This is a genomic window from Stenotrophomonas sp. GD03958, assembly GCF_029839005.1.
GTDB classification, from domain to species: Bacteria; Pseudomonadota; Gammaproteobacteria; order Xanthomonadales; family Xanthomonadaceae; genus Stenotrophomonas; species Stenotrophomonas hibiscicola.
In genome coordinates this window covers 1-18,090 of sequence record NZ_JAOBZT010000033.1, presented here as the reverse complement: position 1 = coordinate 18,090, position 18,090 = coordinate 1, and the positions used below count along the sequence as shown (strand labels likewise).

The 18,090-nt window shown below is 66.3% G+C and carries 20 protein-coding genes and 1 tRNA gene; 6 read left to right on the top strand and 15 right to left on the bottom strand.

Going from position 1 to position 18,090, the window contains the following annotated elements:
- Positions 1-11: 11 nt before the first annotated feature.
- Positions 12-407 (bottom strand): hypothetical protein, encoded by a 396-nt coding sequence (locus tag N5C25_RS11415; RefSeq protein ID WP_019660558.1) that lies wholly within the window; start codon positions 405-407, stop codon positions 12-14.
- A gap of 243 nt (positions 408-650) precedes the next feature.
- Between N5C25_RS11415 and N5C25_RS11410 the strand changes: the two genes are divergently transcribed.
- The 3 genes from N5C25_RS11410 (at position 651) to N5C25_RS11400 (ending at position 2,037) form a co-directional block, all read left to right on the top strand.
- Positions 651-1,160 (top strand): DUF3011 domain-containing protein, encoded by a 510-nt coding sequence (locus N5C25_RS11410; RefSeq protein ID WP_279936955.1) that lies wholly within the window; start codon positions 651-653, stop codon positions 1,158-1,160.
- An 86-nt stretch (positions 1,161-1,246) separates the two neighbouring features.
- On the top strand, positions 1,247-1,600 hold the full coding sequence (locus N5C25_RS11405; protein ID WP_134735697.1) for a DUF6713 family protein: 354 nt from the start codon (positions 1,247-1,249) through the stop codon (positions 1,598-1,600).
- Positions 1,597-2,037: a GNAT family N-acetyltransferase gene (locus N5C25_RS11400; protein WP_227845068.1), complete on the top strand. Its 441-nt coding sequence runs from the start codon at positions 1,597-1,599 to the stop codon at positions 2,035-2,037. Before N5C25_RS11405 ends, N5C25_RS11400 begins: the two co-directional genes overlap by 4 nt.
- Before the next feature lie 68 nt (positions 2,038-2,105).
- Here the strand turns inward: N5C25_RS11400 and N5C25_RS11395 are convergent.
- The 9 genes from N5C25_RS11395 to thrS all read right to left on the bottom strand — a co-directional run bounded on the left by N5C25_RS11395 (position 2,106) and on the right by thrS (position 9,949).
- Positions 2,106-2,182, bottom strand: a tRNA-Pro gene (locus N5C25_RS11395).
- Positions 2,183-2,250: 68 nt separating this feature from the next.
- The gene (locus N5C25_RS11390; RefSeq protein ID WP_005410431.1) at positions 2,251-2,607 is read right to left on the bottom strand and encodes a MerR family transcriptional regulator; all 357 of its coding nucleotides are present in this window, start codon (positions 2,605-2,607) and stop codon (positions 2,251-2,253) included.
- Positions 2,588-2,887 carry an integration host factor subunit alpha gene (locus N5C25_RS11385; protein WP_005410432.1) on the bottom strand — a complete coding sequence of 100 codons (300 nt, stop codon included), beginning with the start codon at positions 2,885-2,887 and terminating at the stop codon, positions 2,588-2,590. Before N5C25_RS11385 ends, N5C25_RS11390 begins: the two co-directional genes overlap by 20 nt.
- Before the next feature lie 27 nt (positions 2,888-2,914).
- Positions 2,915-5,311 (bottom strand): phenylalanine--tRNA ligase subunit beta, encoded by a 2,397-nt coding sequence (gene pheT / locus N5C25_RS11380; protein ID WP_279936954.1) that lies wholly within the window; start codon positions 5,309-5,311, stop codon positions 2,915-2,917.
- A gap of 121 nt (positions 5,312-5,432) precedes the next feature.
- Positions 5,433-6,428, bottom strand: a complete 996-nt coding sequence (pheS, locus tag N5C25_RS11375; RefSeq protein ID WP_164145054.1) for a phenylalanine--tRNA ligase subunit alpha — start codon at positions 6,426-6,428, stop codon at positions 5,433-5,435.
- A 193-nt stretch (positions 6,429-6,621) separates the two neighbouring features.
- Positions 6,622-6,981, bottom strand: coding sequence for a 50S ribosomal protein L20 (rplT, locus tag N5C25_RS11370; protein WP_005410435.1), 360 nt, complete (start codon positions 6,979-6,981; stop codon positions 6,622-6,624).
- An 11-nt stretch (positions 6,982-6,992) separates the two neighbouring features.
- Positions 6,993-7,190 carry a 50S ribosomal protein L35 gene (gene rpmI, locus N5C25_RS11365; RefSeq protein WP_005410436.1) on the bottom strand — a complete coding sequence of 66 codons (198 nt, stop codon included), beginning with the start codon at positions 7,188-7,190 and terminating at the stop codon, positions 6,993-6,995.
- A 266-nt stretch (positions 7,191-7,456) separates the two neighbouring features.
- The gene (gene infC / locus N5C25_RS11360) at positions 7,457-7,999 is read right to left on the bottom strand and encodes a translation initiation factor IF-3 (RefSeq protein WP_019660568.1); all 543 of its coding nucleotides are present in this window, start codon (positions 7,997-7,999) and stop codon (positions 7,457-7,459) included.
- A gap of 48 nt (positions 8,000-8,047) precedes the next feature.
- Positions 8,048-9,949, bottom strand: coding sequence for a threonine--tRNA ligase (gene thrS, locus N5C25_RS11355; protein WP_019660569.1), 1,902 nt, complete (start codon positions 9,947-9,949; stop codon positions 8,048-8,050).
- Positions 9,950-10,378: 429 nt separating this feature from the next.
- Here thrS and N5C25_RS11350 point away from each other — a divergent pair, with 429 nt between their 5' ends.
- Genes N5C25_RS11350 through N5C25_RS11340 form a run of 3 tightly spaced genes read left to right on the top strand, consistent with a single transcriptional unit; the run spans position 10,379 to position 12,508 of the window.
- Entirely contained in the window at positions 10,379-10,675 is a 297-nt protein-coding gene (locus N5C25_RS11350; protein ID WP_233653904.1) for a hypothetical protein, read from the top strand.
- Positions 10,675-10,938, top strand: coding sequence for a hypothetical protein (locus N5C25_RS11345; protein ID WP_111097927.1), 264 nt, complete (start codon positions 10,675-10,677; stop codon positions 10,936-10,938). Before N5C25_RS11350 ends, N5C25_RS11345 begins: the two co-directional genes overlap by 1 nt.
- Positions 10,939-10,948: 10 nt before the next feature.
- Positions 10,949-12,508: a PepSY-associated TM helix domain-containing protein gene (locus N5C25_RS11340; protein WP_279936953.1), complete on the top strand. Its 1,560-nt coding sequence runs from the start codon at positions 10,949-10,951 to the stop codon at positions 12,506-12,508.
- Positions 12,509-12,544: 36 nt separating this feature from the next.
- Here the strand turns inward: N5C25_RS11340 and N5C25_RS11335 are convergent, their stop codons facing one another.
- The 5 genes from N5C25_RS11335 to rbfA all read right to left on the bottom strand — a co-directional run.
- Entirely contained in the window at positions 12,545-13,735 is a 1,191-nt protein-coding gene (locus N5C25_RS11335; protein WP_279936952.1) for a glycoside hydrolase family 18 protein, read from the bottom strand.
- A 281-nt stretch (positions 13,736-14,016) separates the two neighbouring features.
- Entirely contained in the window at positions 14,017-16,125 is a 2,109-nt protein-coding gene (gene pnp, locus N5C25_RS11330) for a polyribonucleotide nucleotidyltransferase (RefSeq protein WP_005417884.1), read from the bottom strand.
- 151 nt (positions 16,126-16,276) lie between these two features.
- Positions 16,277-16,537 carry a 30S ribosomal protein S15 gene (rpsO, locus tag N5C25_RS11325; protein WP_005417886.1) on the bottom strand — a complete coding sequence of 87 codons (261 nt, stop codon included), beginning with the start codon at positions 16,535-16,537 and terminating at the stop codon, positions 16,277-16,279.
- Between the two features lie 174 nt (positions 16,538-16,711).
- Positions 16,712-17,620 (bottom strand): tRNA pseudouridine(55) synthase TruB, encoded by a 909-nt coding sequence (gene truB, locus N5C25_RS11320; RefSeq protein ID WP_021202194.1) that lies wholly within the window; start codon positions 17,618-17,620, stop codon positions 16,712-16,714.
- A gap of 108 nt (positions 17,621-17,728) precedes the next feature.
- Positions 17,729-18,090 (bottom strand): 30S ribosome-binding factor RbfA (gene rbfA / locus N5C25_RS11315; RefSeq protein ID WP_279936951.1); only part of this gene is annotated, 362 nt, incomplete at its 5' end.

The following is an 18,090-nucleotide window of genomic DNA, read 5'->3' as shown; positions in this document are numbered from 1 at the left end:
GGAACGCGGAATCAGTCCGCGCCCTGCACTTCCAGCGCGGTAATCAGCCATTCGACCACCGCCTGGGAATCGCACAGGAAGAAGATGGCATCGCCGGAGCGCGCTTCGGTAAGCAGGCGATAGACCGTGATCGCCACCGCCGACTGGTTGGCGATGAACACTTCCGGGCTGCGCGGCCCTTCGCTGTGGCCGGCAACCGCGTGCAGCGCCTTGCGTGCGGCCACGGTCGCAACCGGGTCCGCGCTGCGGGTCAGTTCCGGCCCGCGCAGGCCCCAGGCAGTGAACACGTGCTTGCCCTTGAACGTGGTGTCCAGGACCCGCACCTCGGCGCCGCCTGCGTCGGCCGAGCGATGAATGACGGTACTGCTGATCAACGCAACCCCCTGTGGTCGTCGTGGTCCGCGCATCCTCCCGCACAGGCCGCCCGCACACCAGTGACGGCAGCTACAGGCTGCGCCGACAGGCGTGGAAGACATGTAAGAAGGTGTAAACCGATGCGATCGGATGTGCAGCGATGATACGGGATGTAAGCCTCTGCATGGGCCGGTGCGCACTACTAAATCCTTACTGAGCCACTTCCGGAACGATGCGTTCCGACGGCCCCGTGCTGGGTCATTCTTGCCGCCCGAATCCCCCGCTCGAGGCTCCCCATGACTCTTCGCCCGCTGCTGCCGATCACCGGTGCCGTCCTTGCCCTGCTGCTGGCCGCCACCGCCGTGGCCGCCCAGGACTACGACACTGATCACATTCCAGCGCTGCGCTGCGAATCCCAGTTCAACAAGACCGAGCAATGCCCCATCGAGGGCCCGATGCGCCTGGCCAGGCAACTGTCGGTCACCCGCTGCGCGGAGAACCAGAACTGGGGCCAGAGCCGCCGCACGTTATGGGTGACCGACGGCTGCCGCGCCGAGTTCGTCGCCGACGGATACGGGCGCTGGCCGGGACGTGGCCGTGGCCGTGATCGCGACAACGAGGGTGAACGCCTGGTCTGCGAGTCCTACGAGAACAAGGACAAGGAGTGCCGCATCCGCGTCCGCCACGAGGTGCGGCTGGTCAAGCAGAAATCGGTGACGACCTGCATCGAGGACCGCAACTGGGGCTGGGACCGTCGCGGCGTGTGGGTCAGCGACGGCTGCCGTGCCGAGTTCCGGGTGTATTGACTGCCTGCCACGCGCTGGCTGTGGCGCGTAGGCGTGCGTGCAAGGCGGAGTCGATAGACTATGGCCTGCATGGCAGGGAGCACGACATGGAACGATGGTATCTGGCGACGCTGCTGGCGTTGATCCTGCATCAGATCGACGCTGCGTTCTGGCAGGAATGGACCATGTTCCATGTGCCCGGCGGCATCCAGGGCTTCCTGCTGTTCAACCTGTTCGCAGTCGGCGCCGTGCTTTGGGGATATCGCCATACCCTGCTGGGCACCTCCACGGCGCGCGGCTATGCACTGGTTTGTGGTGCGCTCGGCATTGGCACGGCGCTGATCCACCTGGTGTTTGCCCTGCTCGGTCGCAATGAATTCCACCTGCCGCTGTCGATCATCGTCCTGCTCGCCTGTTTTGTATCGGGTGGCGGCCTGTTGCTGCAGCTCCGCCCGCGATAAGCCGGACGTCCCGTTCTCCGTGCCTGCGTAACGGCAGCCCCCAGGACGCGGATGCCTTGATCGCGCTCGACAGCGTGGCAGCCATTGATCCAGAGCGGATCATGCAGATTGGCAACTGCCTGGCACACGGCGGCCTGCAGGTCGCCGAGCAGGACGGCAGGGTCGTTGGCTACCTGGTCATGCATCACCACTTCTTCGGCGAGGCCTTCGTCGAGATGCTGATGGTATCGCGCGAGCGGCGCGGCCAAGGCATCGGCACCGCACTGCTGCGGCACGCGGTTGCACGGCGCGGTCGCGGCAAGCTGTTCACCTCGACCCATGCCTCCAACATCGGCATGCAGCGACTGCTCGTTGCGTCGGGATTCATAGACAGCGGCATCGTGCACGGATTGGATGACGGCGACCCGGAGCTGATCTACCGCTTCGCTGAAGACTGATCATCGGCATCAGCAGCGCGTACAAAAAAGCCCACGCATTGCTGCGCAGGCTTCTTGATTCATCACAGTGGTCGGGACGGCCGGATTCGAACCGACGACCCTCTGCCCCCCAGGCAGATGCGCTACCAGGCTGCGCTACGCCCCGACTGATGCTGCGATGTGCCCGCCAGTGCGGCGGGCCGTGAAGTATAGCGGATTACGATGGAAATGGGATCAGCGGCGCAACAACTGCAGCACTTCTTCCAGCTCCATGCGCACCTGCTTGATGATCTGGTTGCTCAGCGCCGATTCCTCGCGGGCATCGGGGCCGTCCAGACGCAGGCGTGCACCACCGATGGTGTAGCCCTGTTCGTACAGCAGGCTGCGGATCTGCCGCACCATCAGCACGTCGTGGCGCTGGTAGTAGCGGCGGTTGCCTCGGCGCTTGGCCGGCTCAAGGCTGGGAAACTCGGTTTCCCAGTAGCGCAGGACGTGCGGCTTGACGTCGCACAGCTCGCTGACTTCACCGATGGTGAAGTAGCGCTTGGCCGGAATCGGCGGTAGTTCGCGGTTACTGCCCGGATCCAGCATAAGCTTCCACCCTCTCCTTGAGCTTCTGGCCCGGACGGAAGGTGACCACCGTACGGGCGGAAATCGGAATTTCCTCGCCGGTCTTGGGGTTGCGACCCGGGCGCTGGTTCTTGCGCCGCAGATCGAAATTACCGAAGCCCGACAGCTTCACCTGACGTCCCTGTTCCAATGCTTCACGCAGCACATCGAAAAACGCGTCGACGAATTCCTTGGCTTCCCGCTTGTTCAGACCGACTTCGTCGAACAGCTTTTCCGCCATCTCCGCCTTGGTCAATGCCATTGCCTGCTACCCCCGAGTGCTGCCCGCTCAGCCGCGGATCCGGGCGTGGTGTTCACGCTCGATGGCAGTGACCGCCTCGGCCACCACCGCTTCCACGTCGCGGTCCGTCAGAGTGCGCGACTTGTCCTGCAAAATCAAGCCCATAGCGAGACTCTTGAATCCCGGCTCGACGCCCTGGCCGACATAGCGGTCGAACAGGTTCAGGTCGCGCAGCAACGGGCCGGCGGCCTGGCGGACGGTCGCCGCCAGATCGGCCCAGGCCACCTGTTCAGGCACCAGGAATGCCAGGTCGCGGCGCACCGCCGGGAAGCGCGACAGTTCGCCGGCACGCGGCAGGCGGCGGGCGGTCAGCGGTTCCAGGTCCAGTTCGAAGGCGTAGACGTCGGCTTCGATGCCCATCGCCCTGGCCAGGCGCGGGTGAACCTGGCCGATCCAGCCGATCGCCACGCCATCGCGCAACACCTCGGCCGAACGCGCCGGGTGGCCGTAGGCGCGGGCCGACGGACGGAACTCCAGCTGCGCGCCACTGGCAGCCGCCAGCGATTCGAGGTCACCCTTCAGGTCATGGAAATCGACCTTGCGGGTCGGCAGGCCCCACTGCACCGCCTGCGCATCACCGCAGACCGCAGCGGCCACGCGCGGGGTTTCCAGCGGTGCCGGCTGGCTTTCGCCAAGCGACGCATCTCCGGCCTGCTGGGCGAACACCCGACCCAGCTCGAACAGGCGCACGCGGCCGAGCTGGCGAGCGGCATTGCGGCCTAGGGTGGCAACCAGGCCCGGCAGCAGCGACGGGCGCATCACCGCCAGTTCGGCCGACAGCGGGTTGGCCAGCGGCACCAGGGCGTCGCGCAGCTGCCACTGGGCCAGCAGTGCGTCGTCGACGAAGGCGAAATTGACGGTTTCCTGCAGGTCGCGAGCGATCAGCTGGCGGCGCACGCTCAGCGCGTCCAGCTGGGTCTCGCTCGGCATCGCCACGCGCGAGGCACCGCCCGGCAGCGTGGTCGGGATCTGCTCGTAACCGTGGATGCGGGCCAGTTCTTCGATCAGGTCCTCTTCGATGGCGATATCGAAGCGGCGGCTCGGCGCGGTGACCTGCCAGCCGTCGGCGGTGGCGGCCACGTCCATGCCCAGCGCACGCAGGATGCGCTCGACTTCGGCATCGTCAATGGTGATGCCAAGCACGCGGGTGATGCGCGTGCGGCGCAGCACGATCGTGGCCGGCTGCGGCAGATCGGCCTCGCGCACAGCTTCGGTGACCGGCGCCGGGGTACCGCCGGCCAGGTCCAGCACCAGGCGGGTGGCGTACTCGATCGCGGTACGCGGCAGTGCCGGATCGACACCGCGCTCGAAGCGGTGGCCGGCATCGGTGTGCAGGCCCAGCTTGCGGCCACGGCCCATGATCGCGGCCGGCGCGAAGTGCGCGGCCTCCAGGAACACGGCGGTGGTCGCGTCGGTGACACGGGTGTCGAAGCCGCCCATCAGGCCGGCCAGGCCGACCGCACGATCGGCGTCGGTGACCACCAGGAAGCTGTCGTCCAGCGCGGCATCGCGGCCGTCCAGCAGCTTCAGCGTCTCGCCCGCGCGCGAACGGCGCACGGCAATGCTGCCCTGCAGGGTGGCCAGGTCGTAGGCATGCATCGGCTGGCCCAGTTCCAGCATCACGTACTGGGTGATGTCGACCAGCAGCGAGACCGGACGCACGCCACTGCGGCGCAGGCGCTCGGCCATCCACAGTGGGGTCTTGGCGGCAGCGTTGACGCCCTCGATCACACGGCCCAGATAACGCGGCGCTTCGGCGCCAGCGTCGAGCTGGATGGCCAGCTCACGGCTGCCGGCAGCCGGAATGGCGTCGGCGGCGAAATCCAGCACTTCACTGCGGGTAGCGGCGGCGACGTCGTAGGCGATGCCGCGCAGGCTGAAGCAGTCGGCGCGGTTCGGGGTCAGCTTGATTTCGATACTGGCGTCCGGCAGGCCCAGGTACTCGACCAGGGTCTGGCCGACCGGGGCGTCATCGGGCAGTTCCAGCAGGCCGGAGGCATCGTTGTCCAGGCCCAGCTCCTTGGCCGAGCACAGCATGCCGTTGGACTCGACGCCACGCAGCTTGGCCGGCTTGATCTTCAGCTCGCCGATCTGCGCACCGACCATCGCCAGTGGCGCGACCAGGCCCGCGCGGGCGTTCGGCGCACCGCAGACGATCTGCAGCAGCTCGCCCTGCCCGGCATCGACCTTGCACACCTGCAGGCGATCGGCTTCCGGGTGGCGCGCGGCCTCGACGATGCGTGCCACGACCACGTGATCGAGGCCTTCGCCCAGCGCGGATACTTCTTCCACTTCCAGGCCGATGGCGGTCAGCACCGCGCTCAGCTCATCGCGCGAGGCGGAGGTCGGGACGTGGCTGCGCAGCCAGTTTTCGGAGAATTTCATGGTGTCACCCTGGTGGGAGGCGTGCCTCCCGTTGCGGTTTTTGTGGTCGCCCAGCGCATGCGCAAGGAGGCGTCCATCCAGAAAGGCAGCCGAGCATGGCCCGGCTCTACACGGTTGCGGCTTACGCGAACTGCTTCAGGAACCGCACATCGTTCTCGAAGAACGCGCGCAGGTCGTTGACGCCGTAGCGCAGCATCGCGAAACGCTCCACGCCCATGCCGAAGGCAAAGCCGGTGTAACGCTCCGGATCGATGCCGACATTGCGCAGCACGTTCGGATGCACCATGCCGCAGCCGAGCACTTCCAGCCAGCGGGTGCTGCCATCGGGCTGCTGCCAGGCGATGTCCACTTCCGCACCCGGTTCGACGAACGGGAAGTAGCTGGGACGGAAGCGCATCTCGAAATCGCGCTCGAAGAACGCGCGCACGAATTCTGCCAGCGTGCCCTTCAGGTCGGCGAAGGTCGAGTGCTCGTCCACCAGCAGGCCTTCGACCTGATGGAACATCGGCGAATGGGTCTGGTCGCTGTCGCTGCGGTACACCTTGCCGGCAGCGATCATGCGCAGCGGCGGCGCGTGGTCGCCCATGTAGCGCACCTGCACACCGGAGGTATGCGTGCGCAGCAGGCGGCCGTCGCCGAAGTAGAAGGTGTCGTGCATGGCGCGCGCCGGGTGGTGCGGCGGGAAATTCAGCGCCTCGAAATTGTGCCAGTCATCCTCGATCTCCGGCCCTTCCGACAGCTCGTAGCCCAGCCGGCCGAAAATACCGGTGATGCGTTCCAAGGTACGGGTGATCGGATGCAGGCCAGCGCGGTCGCCATTGCGGCCCGGCAGGGTGATGTCGATGGCTTCGGCAGCCAGCCGCGCGTCCAGTGCGGCGTCTTCCAGCAGCGCCTTGCGCTCGGCCAGCGCACGGGTCAGTGTGTCGCGGGCCTGGTTGATCGCTTCACCGGCGGCCTTGCGCTCCTCGGCCGGCAGGGCACCGAGCTGCTTGAGCTGCGAGGTGATGCTGCCGCTCTTGCCAAGCAGGGCCACGCGCAGCTGTTCCAGCACGTCAGGGCTCTGTGCGGCGGCCACATCGGCCAGCGCCTGGGTGGTGAGGGATTGGATGTCGCTCATGGGGGGCCGGAACTCCAGTCGATCTGCCATCGCGATGCGCGAAGGGCCGACCCCTGTCGCCACCGCCGTCCCCGCGCTGCCGCAGTGGCCGCACCGGGACCCAAAAAAGAATGGGGAAGGACTTGCGCCCTTCCCCATGCATTGCCTTGACCTGACACCGTTCCGAGTGAACGGTTACGGCATCGGGAAGGACTTATGCCGCCAGCGCGCCCTTGGCCTTTTCGGCCAGCGCGGCAAAACCGGCTGCGTCGTGCACGGCGATGTCAGCCAGGACCTTGCGATCCAGGGTGATGCCGGCCTTCAGCAGGCCGTTCATGAAGCGGCTGTAGCTCAGGCCGTTGATGCGGGCAGCCGCATTGATGCGGGTGATCCACAGCGAACGGAAGTTGCGCTTCTTCTGCTTACGGCCGATGTAGGCGTACTGCTGTGCCTTGATGACCGCCTGCTTGGCAACGCGGAAGACCTTGCGACGGGCGTTGTAATAGCCCTTGGCGAGATCCAGAATCTTCTTGTGGCGGCGACGCGCCTGTACGCCACGCTTAACTCGTGCCATTTTTCAGTTCCTCAGAGGTAAGGGAGCATGCGGTCCAGACGGCCTGCGTCTTCTGCACGGACATGGCCCGTCTGACGCAGATTACGCTTACGCTTGGTCGCTTTCTTCGTGAGGATGTGGCTACGGTTGGCGTGGCCGCACTTGTACTTGCCCGAGGCGGTCTTGCGGAAACGCTTGGCCGCTGCCCGGTTGGTCTTGATCTTGGGCATTGCAATGTCCTTGATGGGATTTGACCCTGGTTTCTGACTGATCTGGCGGCGGCCTGGGCCGCTCTTTCCGTCCTGCCATGATCGGCGTACGACCCGTCCTGGGTGGGTCGAGCCGGGCATGATACAGGCAAAACGGCCCTGCCACCAGCCCCTGCCCGCCTTTCATCCGCAACCCGCCGGCCCGCCACAAAAGCAAAGGGACGCCAGCGGCGCCCCCTTACCCTGAACCATTCAGCCAGGCGCCCCGAAAGGCAGCCCGTCAGGCCTCAGGTCTTCTTCTTCGGCGCGATCATCATGACCATCTGACGCCCTTCCAGGCGCGGACGGGATTCAATGACGATGTCCTCGCCCAGATCGGCCTCGATCCGGTTGGCCATTTCGCGGCCCAGCTCCTGGTGGCTCATTTCACGGCCACGGAAGCGGATGTTGACCTTGATCTTGTCACCATCTTCGAGGAACCCGCGCATCTTGCGCAGCTTGATCTGGTAGTCGCCCTCGTCCGTGACCGGACGGAACTTCACTTCCTTGATCTCGACCTGCTTGGTCTTCTTCTTGGCCTCGCTGGCCTTCTTCTGCGCTTCGAACTTGAACTTGCCGAAGTCCATGATCTTGCAGACCGGCGGATCGGCCTGCGGCTGGATTTCGACCAGGTCCAGGCCTTCATCTTCGGCCATGGACAGCGCTTCGTCGCGCGACAACACGCCGATCATTTCTCCGTCACTGCCGATCACGCGGACGCGCGGCACACGGATTTCCTGATTCTTGCGGTTCTGTTTGTTGTCAGGGGTGCTGATATTACGTTCTCCCAAGGGTATCGAACCGGCCCGGGTGCCTGTGCCCCCGGACCGGACCTTTGCTTACGCGCCCTCGGCGTGGAGCCGCTCGATGAAGGCCTGCAGGCTCATGCTGCCCAGGTCTTCGCCAGAACGCGTACGCACCGCCACAGCCCCATTTTCCTTCTCGCGGTCACCGATGACCAGCAGGTAGGGCACGCGCTGCAACGTATGCTCGCGGATTTTATAGCCGATCTTCTCGTTACGCAAATCCGAGCTGACGCGGAAGCCTTGCTCCGCAAGGGTTTTGGTCACGCCCGAGACATAGTCGGCCTGGGCGTCGGTGATGTTGGCCACCACCACCTGGGTCGGCGCCAGCCAGGCCGGGAACTGGCCGGCATGGTGCTCTATCAGGATGCCCAGGAAACGCTCCATCGAGCCGACGATGGCCCGGTGCAGCATCACCGGGTGCTTCTTCTGGCTGTTCTCGTCCACGTACTCGGCGCCCAGGCGGCCGGGCATCATGAAGTCGACCTGCATCGTGCCCAGCTGCCAGGTACGGCCGATGGCATCCTTCAGGTGGTACTCGATCTTCGGGCCGTAGAAGGCGCCCTCGCCCGGCAGCTCCTGCCATTCCACGCCACAGGCGGTCAGTGCCGAGCGCAGCGCGCCTTCGGCCTTGTCCCAGGTGGCGTCGTCACCCAGGCGCGATTCCGGGCGCAGCGCGATCTTGATCTGGATCTCGTCGAAGCCGAAGTGCTGGTAGACCGCCAGCGCCTGCTGGTGGAAGGCAGTCACTTCCGACTCGATCTGGTTTTCCGTGCAGAACACGTGGCCGTCGTCCTGGGTGAAGCCACGCACGCGCAGGATGCCGTGCAGCGCGCCGGACGGCTCGTTGCGGTGGCACGACCCGAACTCGCCGTAGCGGATCGGCAGGTCGCGGTAGCTGTGCAGGCCCTGGTTGAACACCTGGATGTGGCCCGGGCAGTTCATCGGCTTGACCGCGTAAGTGCGTTTCTCCGATTCGGTGAAGAACATGTTGTCCTGGTAGTTGTCCCAGTGGCCGGACTTCTTCCACAGGCTCACGTCCAGAATCTGCGGGCAACGCACTTCGCCATAGCCACTGTTGCGGTAGACCTTGCGCATGTACTGCTCCACCACCTGCCACAGCGCCCAGCCCTTCGGGTGCCAGAACACCAGGCCAGGGGCTTCTTCCTGCAGGTGGAACAGGTCCTGCTGCTTGCCGATGCGGCGGTGGTCGCGCATTTCGGCTTCTTCGATGCGCTTGATGTACGCCTCCAGCTGCTTCTTGTCGGCCCAGGCGGTGCCGTAGATGCGCTGCAGCTGCTCGTTCTGCGCGTCACCGCGCCAGTAGGCGCCGGAGATGCGGGTCAGCTTGAAGGCCTTCAGGAAGCGCGTGTTCGGCACGTGCGGGCCGCGGCACATGTCCACGTATTCCTGGTGGTAGTACATGCCCATCGCCTGGATGTCGTCGGCCATGTCCTCGATCAGGCGCAGCTTGTAGTCCTCGCCACGGGCCTTGAAGATCTCGATCACTTCGGCGCGCGGCGTCATCTTCTTGATGACGTCGTAGTCCTGGGCGATCAGTTCACCCATGCGCTTCTCGATCGCGGCCATGTCGTCCGGGGTGAACGGGCGCTCGGAGTAGATGTCGTAGTAGAAGCCTTCGGCGATCACCGGACCGATCACCATCTTCACATCCGGGTACAGCTGCTTGACGGCGTGGCCGACCAGGTGGGCGCAGGAGTGGCGGATGATCTCCACGCCCTCCTCGTCCTTGGCGGTGATGATGCGCAGGCTGGCGTCGTGGTCGATGACGTCGCTGGCATCGACCAGCACGCCATCCACGGCACCGGCGATGGTGGCCTTGGCCAGGCCGGCGCCGATCGACTGGGCAACCTCCATGACGCTCACAGGGTTTTCGAATTCGCGGCGGCTGCCGTCGGGAAGGGTAATGTTGATCATCGCAGTGGCTTCGTGCGGGCCCGCCGGGCGGGCTGGAAAGCGTTCCCGGGCCGTTGCCCGGGCAATAAAAAAGCGCCGCGAGGGCGCCTGGAACGCAGGGCCTTCGGGGGCAGGTCAACAGTGGGCGGTGGTAGTGCTCATGTCGCACGCTCGGCCGGCGCAGGGCGCGGGCCACCTTGTTCCAGTCAGGGGTTCTGCGATGATCTTAAACCAGCGCACCGGAAAGCCCAAGGGCCACCGTACGGCCCGCTGAATGAGCCGCGCTGGCGGCGTGAAAACGCAATGATTACCATGTGCGCGCAGCCCGCCCCGTGCCAGCCTGCCCGCTTTCCGCCAGGACCTCGTGATGCGCCACCCGCTTCGACCGGCTGCCGCCGGCCCCGCCCGTGCCCCGCGTTCGCCGACCCGCCGCCGCGCAGGCTGCCCGCGATGATCACCGTCGGCCTCTCCACGCTGGGTTTCTGCAGCCTGGGCATGCTGGCGGCGATGTTCTCGGCACTGGCCTTCTATGCGGCCTCGCCCCACTGCCGCTGGCCGCGCCTGCGCCGCGCCGGGCGTCTTGGCCACCAGATCGGCCTGGTCGCCGCTGCGGCCGCGCTGTGGCTGTGGATGGCCGAACTCGGCTTCGCCGCCGGCCTGGTGGCGATGCTGTGCACCTGGATGCTCGCGGCGATGCTGCTGCCGGCGCTGGCCGCCTGGCACCGACCGGGCACGGAGTTGCCCTGATGTGGGCGCGCGCCTTCGCCGGCATCATCGTCGGCTTCCTGCTTGCAGCCGCCGTTACCGGCCTGCTGGCCTGGCTTCCGCCGGGCCCTTGGCAGCGAGCGCTGGTACCTACCCTGATCGCCTTCATCCCGCTGTGGATGCTGGCCGCCCTGTGGGCGTTCAGCTTCCGCAGCGCGCTGCGCGCCTGGCTGGTGCTGGGCGGCAGCGCCGCCACCGGCTTCGTCGTGCTCGGGCTGCTGCGCCTGACCGGCGCGGTGCAATGAGATCCACGCCATGAAGTTCAGTTCGCAGACCCTGCGCACGTTCACCACCCTGCACACCTGGGTCGGCCTGGTGGCCGGCTTCGGCCTGTTCGTGGCTTTCTACGCAGGCTCGCTGACCCTGTTCCACCATGACCTGCCGCGGTGGCAGACACCGGGCGCCGCCACGGCACTCCCGGCCAGCCTGGATGACGCCCAGTACCTGCTGGAGGACGTGCTGGCGGCGCATCCGGAAGCGCGCCGCCACGTCGGCATGACCTTCCCCGGCACCGAACACCCGCAGCCTCTGGCCTACTGGCAGGCCGATGACGGCAGCTGGCGCTATGCGTGGCCGGGGCAGATCGCCGGCAGCCCCGCGCCGCCGCAGTCCGGACTGGCCGAACTGGTCAACGAACTGCACTACAGTCTCGGCCTGCCGGTGGCCGGCATCTACGTGATGGGCATCGTCAGCCTGCTGTATGGCATGGCGTTGCTGAGCGGCCTGGTGATCCACCTGCCCAGGCTGCTCGGCGACCTGTTCGCACTGCGGCCGGGGCGCAACCTGAAGCAGCTGTGGCAGGACGCGCACAACGTGGTCGGTGTGCTCAGCCTGCCCTTCCACCTGATGTTCGCGGTCACCGGCGCCCTGCTCTGCCTGGTGTTCGTGCAGATGGCCCTGCTCAATCCGCTGATCTACGACGGCAAAGCGCTACAGGCAGTACCGACTGCGATGGACACCGCGCCGGTGCGCAATGCCAGTGGCATTCCAGCGCCGCCGGGCAGCCTGCGCGTGCTGCATGCGCGCGCACTTGAAGTGGCCCGCGCACAGGGCGTGGCCAACTTCGAACCGGCCTATCTGAAGCTGGCCAATGGCGGCGATGCCAACGCGACGATCGAGATCACCGGCGAGGCCAGTGGCACCCTCGGCCCGCTTGGTGCCGTGGCATTGGACGTCGCCACCGGCAATCTGCTCGCGTCGCAGCTGCCGGGCCAGCGCGACGCCAACCACGCCACGCTCAGCGCCGCCTACGCGTTGCACTTCGGCGAATTCGGCAATGGCGTGGTGGTCTGGCTGTACTTCCTGCTCGGACTCGGCGGTGCGTTCCTGTTCTACTCCGGCAACCTGCTGTGGATCGAGTCACGGCGCAAGCGTCGCCAGCCGCAACAGCCACGTGCCGGTGTGAACATGGCGCGGGCCACGGTCGGCGTGTGCATCGGCCTGTGCGTGGCGATCTCGATCGCGTTCGGCACCGCACTGGTGCTTGAGCGGCTGGCACCGTCGGCGATCGACCACGGCATCCGCTGGGCCTGCTTCGGCAGTTGGGCGGCCTGCGCGCTATGGGCCGCGCTGCGCCGCCCGGCGCAGGCGGCACGCGAACTGCTGTGGGCCGCTGCGCTCAGCACTGCACTGGTGCCGGTGCTGCACGGCGCACTCAATGGTGACTGGCTGTGGCGCGCCGCCGCAGGGGGGCACTGGCCGCTGTTCTGGGTCGATGCCATCGCGCTGGCGATGGCCTTCGGCTTCGCGCGTCTGGCCGTGGCCAGCCAACGCCGCGCCAGCAACGGCGATCCGAACAGCGTCTGGGCGAACTGAAGCGTCGCCGAGCATGGCCCGGCGCCAGCAGGCGACTCAATCGCCGATGCGCGCCTTCTGCCACGGGGCGAGCATGGCGTTGAGCAGGCTGGCCTGTTCGTCATCGCCGGTCAGTTCCCACATGAACACCCCGGCCAGGCCCTGCTCACGGGCGAACTGCGCACGCAGCCCGATCGAGCGCGGGTCTTCATAGCTGATGAAGACCTTCTGCGCGGCGTTGTACAGCCACGGGCTCTGCGCCTGCGGCTGCCAGTGTTTCGTCCAACCCGGCTGGTCGAGATAGCGCGCCTTTATCACCCGCCAGTCGCCGGCATCAGCCGGCGCACTGTAGGCCTGGTACAGCCCATCCGGGGCGTCGCCGGTGACCTTGAAGCCGCGCCCGTAGAACGGTACGCCCAGCACCAGCTTCCCGGCCGGCACGCCGTGCTCGCGGTAGAACTGCACCGCGCCGGCCACGTTGTTCCAGCGCCGCAGCTCCGGCGCCAGCGGATCGGCCGGCACTTCATGCAGAGGCGCATTGAAGGTCGACACCGAGGAGAAGCCGGTGCCCATGTCGTAGCTCATGAGGTTGATGAAATCGAACACCTTGGCCAGCGCCGGCAGGTCATAGCTCGCTGCTGGATCGTAGGGGCCATCGGTCTGCAGGCGACCGGCGGCCAGCGCGGCAGTCAGCAGCATCGACTGCCCCGTCCTGCGGCCGCGCGCATCGAGTGCCGCGCGGAAGGCCTGGGCAAGCCGGGTCAGATTGACGCGATCCTGCGGGCGATGCGCCAGCTCCTTCGGTCCGCCACTGACCGGGAACTCCCAATCGATGTCCACGCCGTCGAAGCTGCCGGCATGGCGATCGAAGAACAGCGCCATGCACGAATCGACCAAGCGCTTGCGGCTGGCCTCGGTCAGCGCTGCATCGGAGAACCCACCCGCACCCCAGCCACCGATCGAAATCAGCGTGCGCAGGTGCGGGTGTGCCTTCTTCAGCTCGGCCAGGGCGGCGAAGTTCTTCGGTGCTTCCGCACCGATCGTGCACCGCCCGTCCTCGATGGTCGAGAACGCGTAGAACAGGTGGGTGAGGCGCTCGGCCGGAATGCTCGACACCGGGTAGCGCTCGGCCGATCCACCGGGATAGTAGGCACCGAAGATCGGCGGCTGTGCGGGCGCCGCGTGCGCGGCGATGGGCAAGACACCGGCAATCAGCACGGCAAGGACGGCCACGGTCTGGCGGAACATGGAGATCTCCCGGTTCGAAGGCGCCGCCACGTTAGCAAACCGATGGGGCTGCGGTACGGGTGTCGCGGCATGTCGTCCCATGGACAGGCGCGATCCGTGCAACCGAGACAGAACGATGGCCGCGTGGCGGCCCTCATGCACTGCAGCAGGACATGCAGCGACCTGGATGAGCTTCTCTTCGCAACATCGAGGCAAAGAAAAAGCGGGCCGAAGCCCGCTTTTTCATTTGCGAAAGCGTGAGGACCAACGGTCCTCACCCACCGCACGATCAGCAATACCGATTATTCGGCGCTGGCGCCTTCGCCTTCTTCGACGGCCTTCATCGACAGGCGGATACGGCCCTGCTTGTCGACTTCCAGCACCTTGACCTTGACCACATCGCCTTCCTTCAGCTTGTCGCCGACCTTCTCGACGCGCTCGCTGGAGATCTGCGAGACGTGGACCAGGCCATCCTTGCCCGGCAGGATGGTGACGAACGCACCGAAGTCCATGATCTTGGCGACCTTGCCTTCGTAGATGCGGCCCGGCTCGACGTCCGAGGTGATCTGCTCGATGCGGGCCTTGGCAGCCTGGGCAGCGATGGCGTTGACCGACGCGATGACGATGGTGCCGTCGTCCTGGATGTCGATCTGGGTGCCGGTTTCCTTGGTGATGGCCTGGATGGTCGAGCCGCCCTTGCCGATCACTTCGCGGATCTTGTCCGGGTGGATCTTGATGGTCAGCAGGCGCGGCGCGTAGTCCGACAGCTCTTCACGCGGAGCGGTCAGGCCGTGGGCCATCTCGCCCAGGATGTGCAGGCGGCCAGCCTTGGCCTGCTGCAGGGCCTGCTTCATGATTTCTTCGGTGATGCCTTCGATCTTGATGTCCATCTGCAGGGCGGAGATGCCCTCAGCGGTACCGGCCACCTTGAAGTCCATGTCGCCCAGGTGATCTTCGTCACCCAGGATGTCGGACAGGACCACGAAACGATCGCCTTCCTTGACCAGACCCATGGCGATACCGGCCACCGGGGCCTTCACCGGCACGCCGGCGTCCATCAGGGCCAGCGACGAGCCGCAGACCGAGGCCATCGACGAGGAACCGTTCGACTCGGTGATTTCCGAAACGACGCGGATGGTGTACGGGAAGGCTTCCAGCGACGGCATGACAGCCAGCACGCCGCGCTTGGCCAGACGACCGTGGCCGATTTCGCGGCGCTTCGGGCCCATCATGCGGCCGCACTCGCCCACCGAGAACGGAGGGAAGTTGTAGTGGAACAGGAAGTTTTCCTTGTACTCACCGGCAACGGCGTCGATGACCTGGCCATCACGGGCGGTGCCCAGGGTGATGGTCACGATGGCCTGGGTTTCGCCGCGGGTGAACAGCGAGGAACCGTGGGTACGCGGCAGCACGCCGGTCTTCACGGTGATCGGGCGGACGGTGTCCAGCGCACGGCCGTCGATGCGGACCTTGGTGTCCAGCACCGAGTCACGCATGGTGCGGTATTCCAGCTCGCCGAATTCCTTCGACAGCTCGGCCGGGTTCCAGCCTTCGGCGGCCACGCGGCCCGCCAGGGCTTCGAATACGTCCTTCTTGATCGCCGAGATGGCGTCGCGGCGCTGCAGCTTGTCACGCACCTGGAAGGCTTCGCCCAGGCGCGGGCCGATGGCTTCCTTCAGGGCGGAGATCAGCGCGTCGTTCTTGGCCGGGGCTTCCCAGGTCGACGGCTTGGTGCCGGCTTCGACGGTCAGCTCGTTGATCGCGTTGATGACCTTCTGCATTTCGCGGTGACCGAAGGTCACGGCGCCCAGCATCACTTCTTCGGACAGCAGCGCGGCTTCGGATTCGACCATCAGCACGGCGTTGGAGGTACCGGCGACGACCAGTTCCAGCTGCGAGTCAGCCAGTTCGCTGACGGTCGGGTTCAGGATGTACTCGCCGTTCTTGTAACCGACCTTGGCAGCGCCGATCGGACCCATGAACGGGGTACCGGCCAGGGCCAGGGCAGCCGAGGCACCGATCAGGGCCGGGATGTCACCGTCCACGTCCGGGTTCAGCGACATCACCGTGGCGATGATCTGCACTTCGTTCTTGTAGTCCTCCGGGAACAGCGGGCGGATCGGACGGTCGATCAGGCGCGAGATCAGCGTTTCCTTCTCGGTCGCACGGCCTTCACGCTTGAAGAAACCACCCGGGATACGGCCGCCGGCGTAGAACTTTTCCTGATAATCGACGGTCAGCGGGAAGAAGTCCTGGCCTTCGCGCGCGCTCTTGGCGGCGACGGCGGTGACCAGCAGTACGGTGTCGTCCATCTTGACGATGACGGCACCGCTGGCCTGGCGGGCGACTTCGCCGGTCTCAAGCGTGACGGTGTGCTTGCCGTACTGGAAGGTTTTGGTGATTTTTGCCACGGAGGGTGTCCTTGGGGATGCTGTCTGCGAATTTGGACCGTCGGCGACCCTTGCCGCCAGCGGGTGACCGGATCGTTCCGGCCTGAATCGGGGATTGCGGTACTACAAAACAAAACCGCGGCGCATCGCTGCGCCGCGGGGAATTCGTTGCTTAGCGACGCAGGCCAAGCTTCTCGATCAGGGCCTTGTAACGCTCGACGTCCTTCTTCTTCAGGTAGTCGAGCAGGCTGCGACGGCGGTTGACCATCTGCAGCAGGCCGCGGCGGCTGTGGTGGTCCTTCTTGTGGGTCTTGAAGTGGCCGGTCAGCAGTTCGATGCGGGCGGTCAGCAGGGCCACCTGGACTTCCGGGGAGCCGGTGTCAGCGGCGCTGCGCTTGTTGTCTTCAATGACCTTCTGGGTGTCGATCGACATTTCTTTTTTCTCTGTGATGCGTGGCCGGCAGGAACGCGCTTCGCGCACCGCCAGGCTCGCCGTGGACTACGAGGATGAAACCTGCACGAGGCAGGCTGCCGGAAAACGGCCGCGAAATTGTAACGGCCAGGGGCTTCCGGGACAAGGACCGGGGCTGAACCGCCCTGGCCCCGGTCAGAGGTTGAAACGACGCTGCGGAGCCAGCAGGCCACTGTCATCGACCTGGCCCAGCCCCTGGACAGTATCGCCCGGACCGAACACCGCCACCAGGCCGTGGGGCCAGGACGGGTCGCGCTGGCGCTGGCCGACGCAGAAGCGATGGGTCTGGTCGGCATCGAGATCGACCCGCGGGTATTCAGCCAGGCCGGCCGCCAGCGGCAGCAGCAGCGCATCCATGGCCGCCTCGTCGCCGGCCTCGGCCATCGCCCGCAGCTGGTCCAGGGTGACCATCGCCGGTTCGCGGAACGGCTCCACCCAGAGCCGGCGCAGCGCACTGATGTGTGCGCCACATCCCAGCGCCTCGCCCAGGTCGCGGGCCAGGCTGCGGATGTAGGTGCCCGAACCGCAGGTCACGCGCAGCCGCAAGCGCTCAGGCTGCTGCTCCAGCACGTCGATGGCGTGCACCTGCACCTCGCGTTCCGGCGCCTCGATGACGTCACCGCGGCGGGCCTTCACATACAGCGGCTCACCACCCTGCTTCAGTGCCGAATAGACCGGGGCACGCTGGCGGATGTTGCCGGTCAGCGGCGCCAACGCGGCCTGCAGGGCCTCGGCACCGATCGCCGGTACCGGGCGCTGCAGCAGCACCTGGCCCTCGGAATCGTCGGTATCGGTCGTCTGGCCGAGCACGATCTCGGCATCGTAGGCCTTGGCCGACCCCAGCAGCAGCCCAGCGATCTTGGTCGCCTCGCCGAAGCACAGCGGCAGCAGACCGGTGGCCAGCGGGTCGAGGCTGCCGGTGTGGCCGCCCTTCTCGGCACGGAACAGGCGACGGGCCACCTGCAGGGCGGCGTTGGAGCTCATGCCGGTCGACTTGTCGAGCAGCAGGATGCCATCCAGGCGGCGGAACTGAATTCGGGTCATGACAGATACGGGTAGCGCCGGGCCATGCCCGGCGAGCGCGAAGCGCGGCCAGCGTCCGGCCTCGCACGGTCAGAATGAAAAGACGCCGGGCATGGGCCCGGCGCTGGCTTATTCTTCGTCGCTCTCGCGACGCTTCTCCGCGGCCAGCGTATCGGGCAGGTCGCGCAGGAGGTTGTCGATATGCTCGCCACGATCGACCGAGTCGTCGTAGTGGAAATGCAGCTCCGGCACATGGCGCAGCTTCATCGCCCGGGCCAGGTCCATGCGCAGGCGGTAGCCCAGTTCCTTCAGGCCGGCCACCGCTTCCGCCGAACGCTCCGGCATCAGCGCGGTGACGAAGACCTTGGCATGAGCCATGTCGCGGGTGATTTCCACGTCGGACACGCTCACCGAGGGCAACCCGTGCTCGCGCACGGCGTTGTGCACCAGGGTGCCGAGTTCGCGGCGCAGCTGGGCAGAGACACGGTCGG

What these genes read in the sequence shown, in the direction of transcription:
- N5C25_RS11410 (WP_279936955.1), top strand. Translation starts at nt 651, where the DNA reads ATGACTCTTCGCCCGCTGCTGCCGATCACCGGTGCCGTCCTTGCCCTG.
- N5C25_RS11415 (WP_019660558.1), bottom strand. Translation starts at nt 407, where the DNA reads ATGCGCGGACCACGACGACCACAGGGGGTTGCGTTGATCAGCAGTACC.
- N5C25_RS11345 (WP_111097927.1), top strand. Translation starts at nt 10,675, where the DNA reads ATGTGGGCGCGCGCCTTCGCCGGCATCATCGTCGGCTTCCTGCTTGCA.
- pheT (WP_279936954.1), bottom strand. Translation starts at nt 5,311, where the DNA reads ATGAAATTCTCCGAAAACTGGCTGCGCAGCCACGTCCCGACCTCCGCC.
- rpsO (WP_005417886.1), bottom strand. Translation starts at nt 16,537, where the DNA reads ATGTCGATCGACACCCAGAAGGTCATTGAAGACAACAAGCGCAGCGCC.
- N5C25_RS11335 (WP_279936952.1), bottom strand. Translation starts at nt 13,735, where the DNA reads ATGTTCCGCCAGACCGTGGCCGTCCTTGCCGTGCTGATTGCCGGTGTC.
- rpmI (WP_005410436.1), bottom strand. Translation starts at nt 7,190, where the DNA reads ATGCCCAAGATCAAGACCAACCGGGCAGCGGCCAAGCGTTTCCGCAAG.
- N5C25_RS11390 (WP_005410431.1), bottom strand. Translation starts at nt 2,607, where the DNA reads ATGCTGGATCCGGGCAGTAACCGCGAACTACCGCCGATTCCGGCCAAG.
- rplT (WP_005410435.1), bottom strand. Translation starts at nt 6,981, where the DNA reads ATGGCACGAGTTAAGCGTGGCGTACAGGCGCGTCGCCGCCACAAGAAG.
- N5C25_RS11405 (WP_134735697.1), top strand. Translation starts at nt 1,247, where the DNA reads ATGGAACGATGGTATCTGGCGACGCTGCTGGCGTTGATCCTGCATCAG.
- pheS (WP_164145054.1), bottom strand. Translation starts at nt 6,428, where the DNA reads ATGAGCGACATCCAATCCCTCACCACCCAGGCGCTGGCCGATGTGGCC.
- thrS (WP_019660569.1), bottom strand. Translation starts at nt 9,949, where the DNA reads ATGATCAACATTACCCTTCCCGACGGCAGCCGCCGCGAATTCGAAAAC.
- N5C25_RS11350 (WP_233653904.1), top strand. Translation starts at nt 10,379, where the DNA reads ATGATCACCGTCGGCCTCTCCACGCTGGGTTTCTGCAGCCTGGGCATG.
- N5C25_RS11340 (WP_279936953.1), top strand. Translation starts at nt 10,949, where the DNA reads ATGAAGTTCAGTTCGCAGACCCTGCGCACGTTCACCACCCTGCACACC.
- N5C25_RS11385 (WP_005410432.1), bottom strand. Translation starts at nt 2,887, where the DNA reads ATGGCATTGACCAAGGCGGAGATGGCGGAAAAGCTGTTCGACGAAGTC.
- truB (WP_021202194.1), bottom strand. Translation starts at nt 17,620, where the DNA reads ATGACCCGAATTCAGTTCCGCCGCCTGGATGGCATCCTGCTGCTCGAC.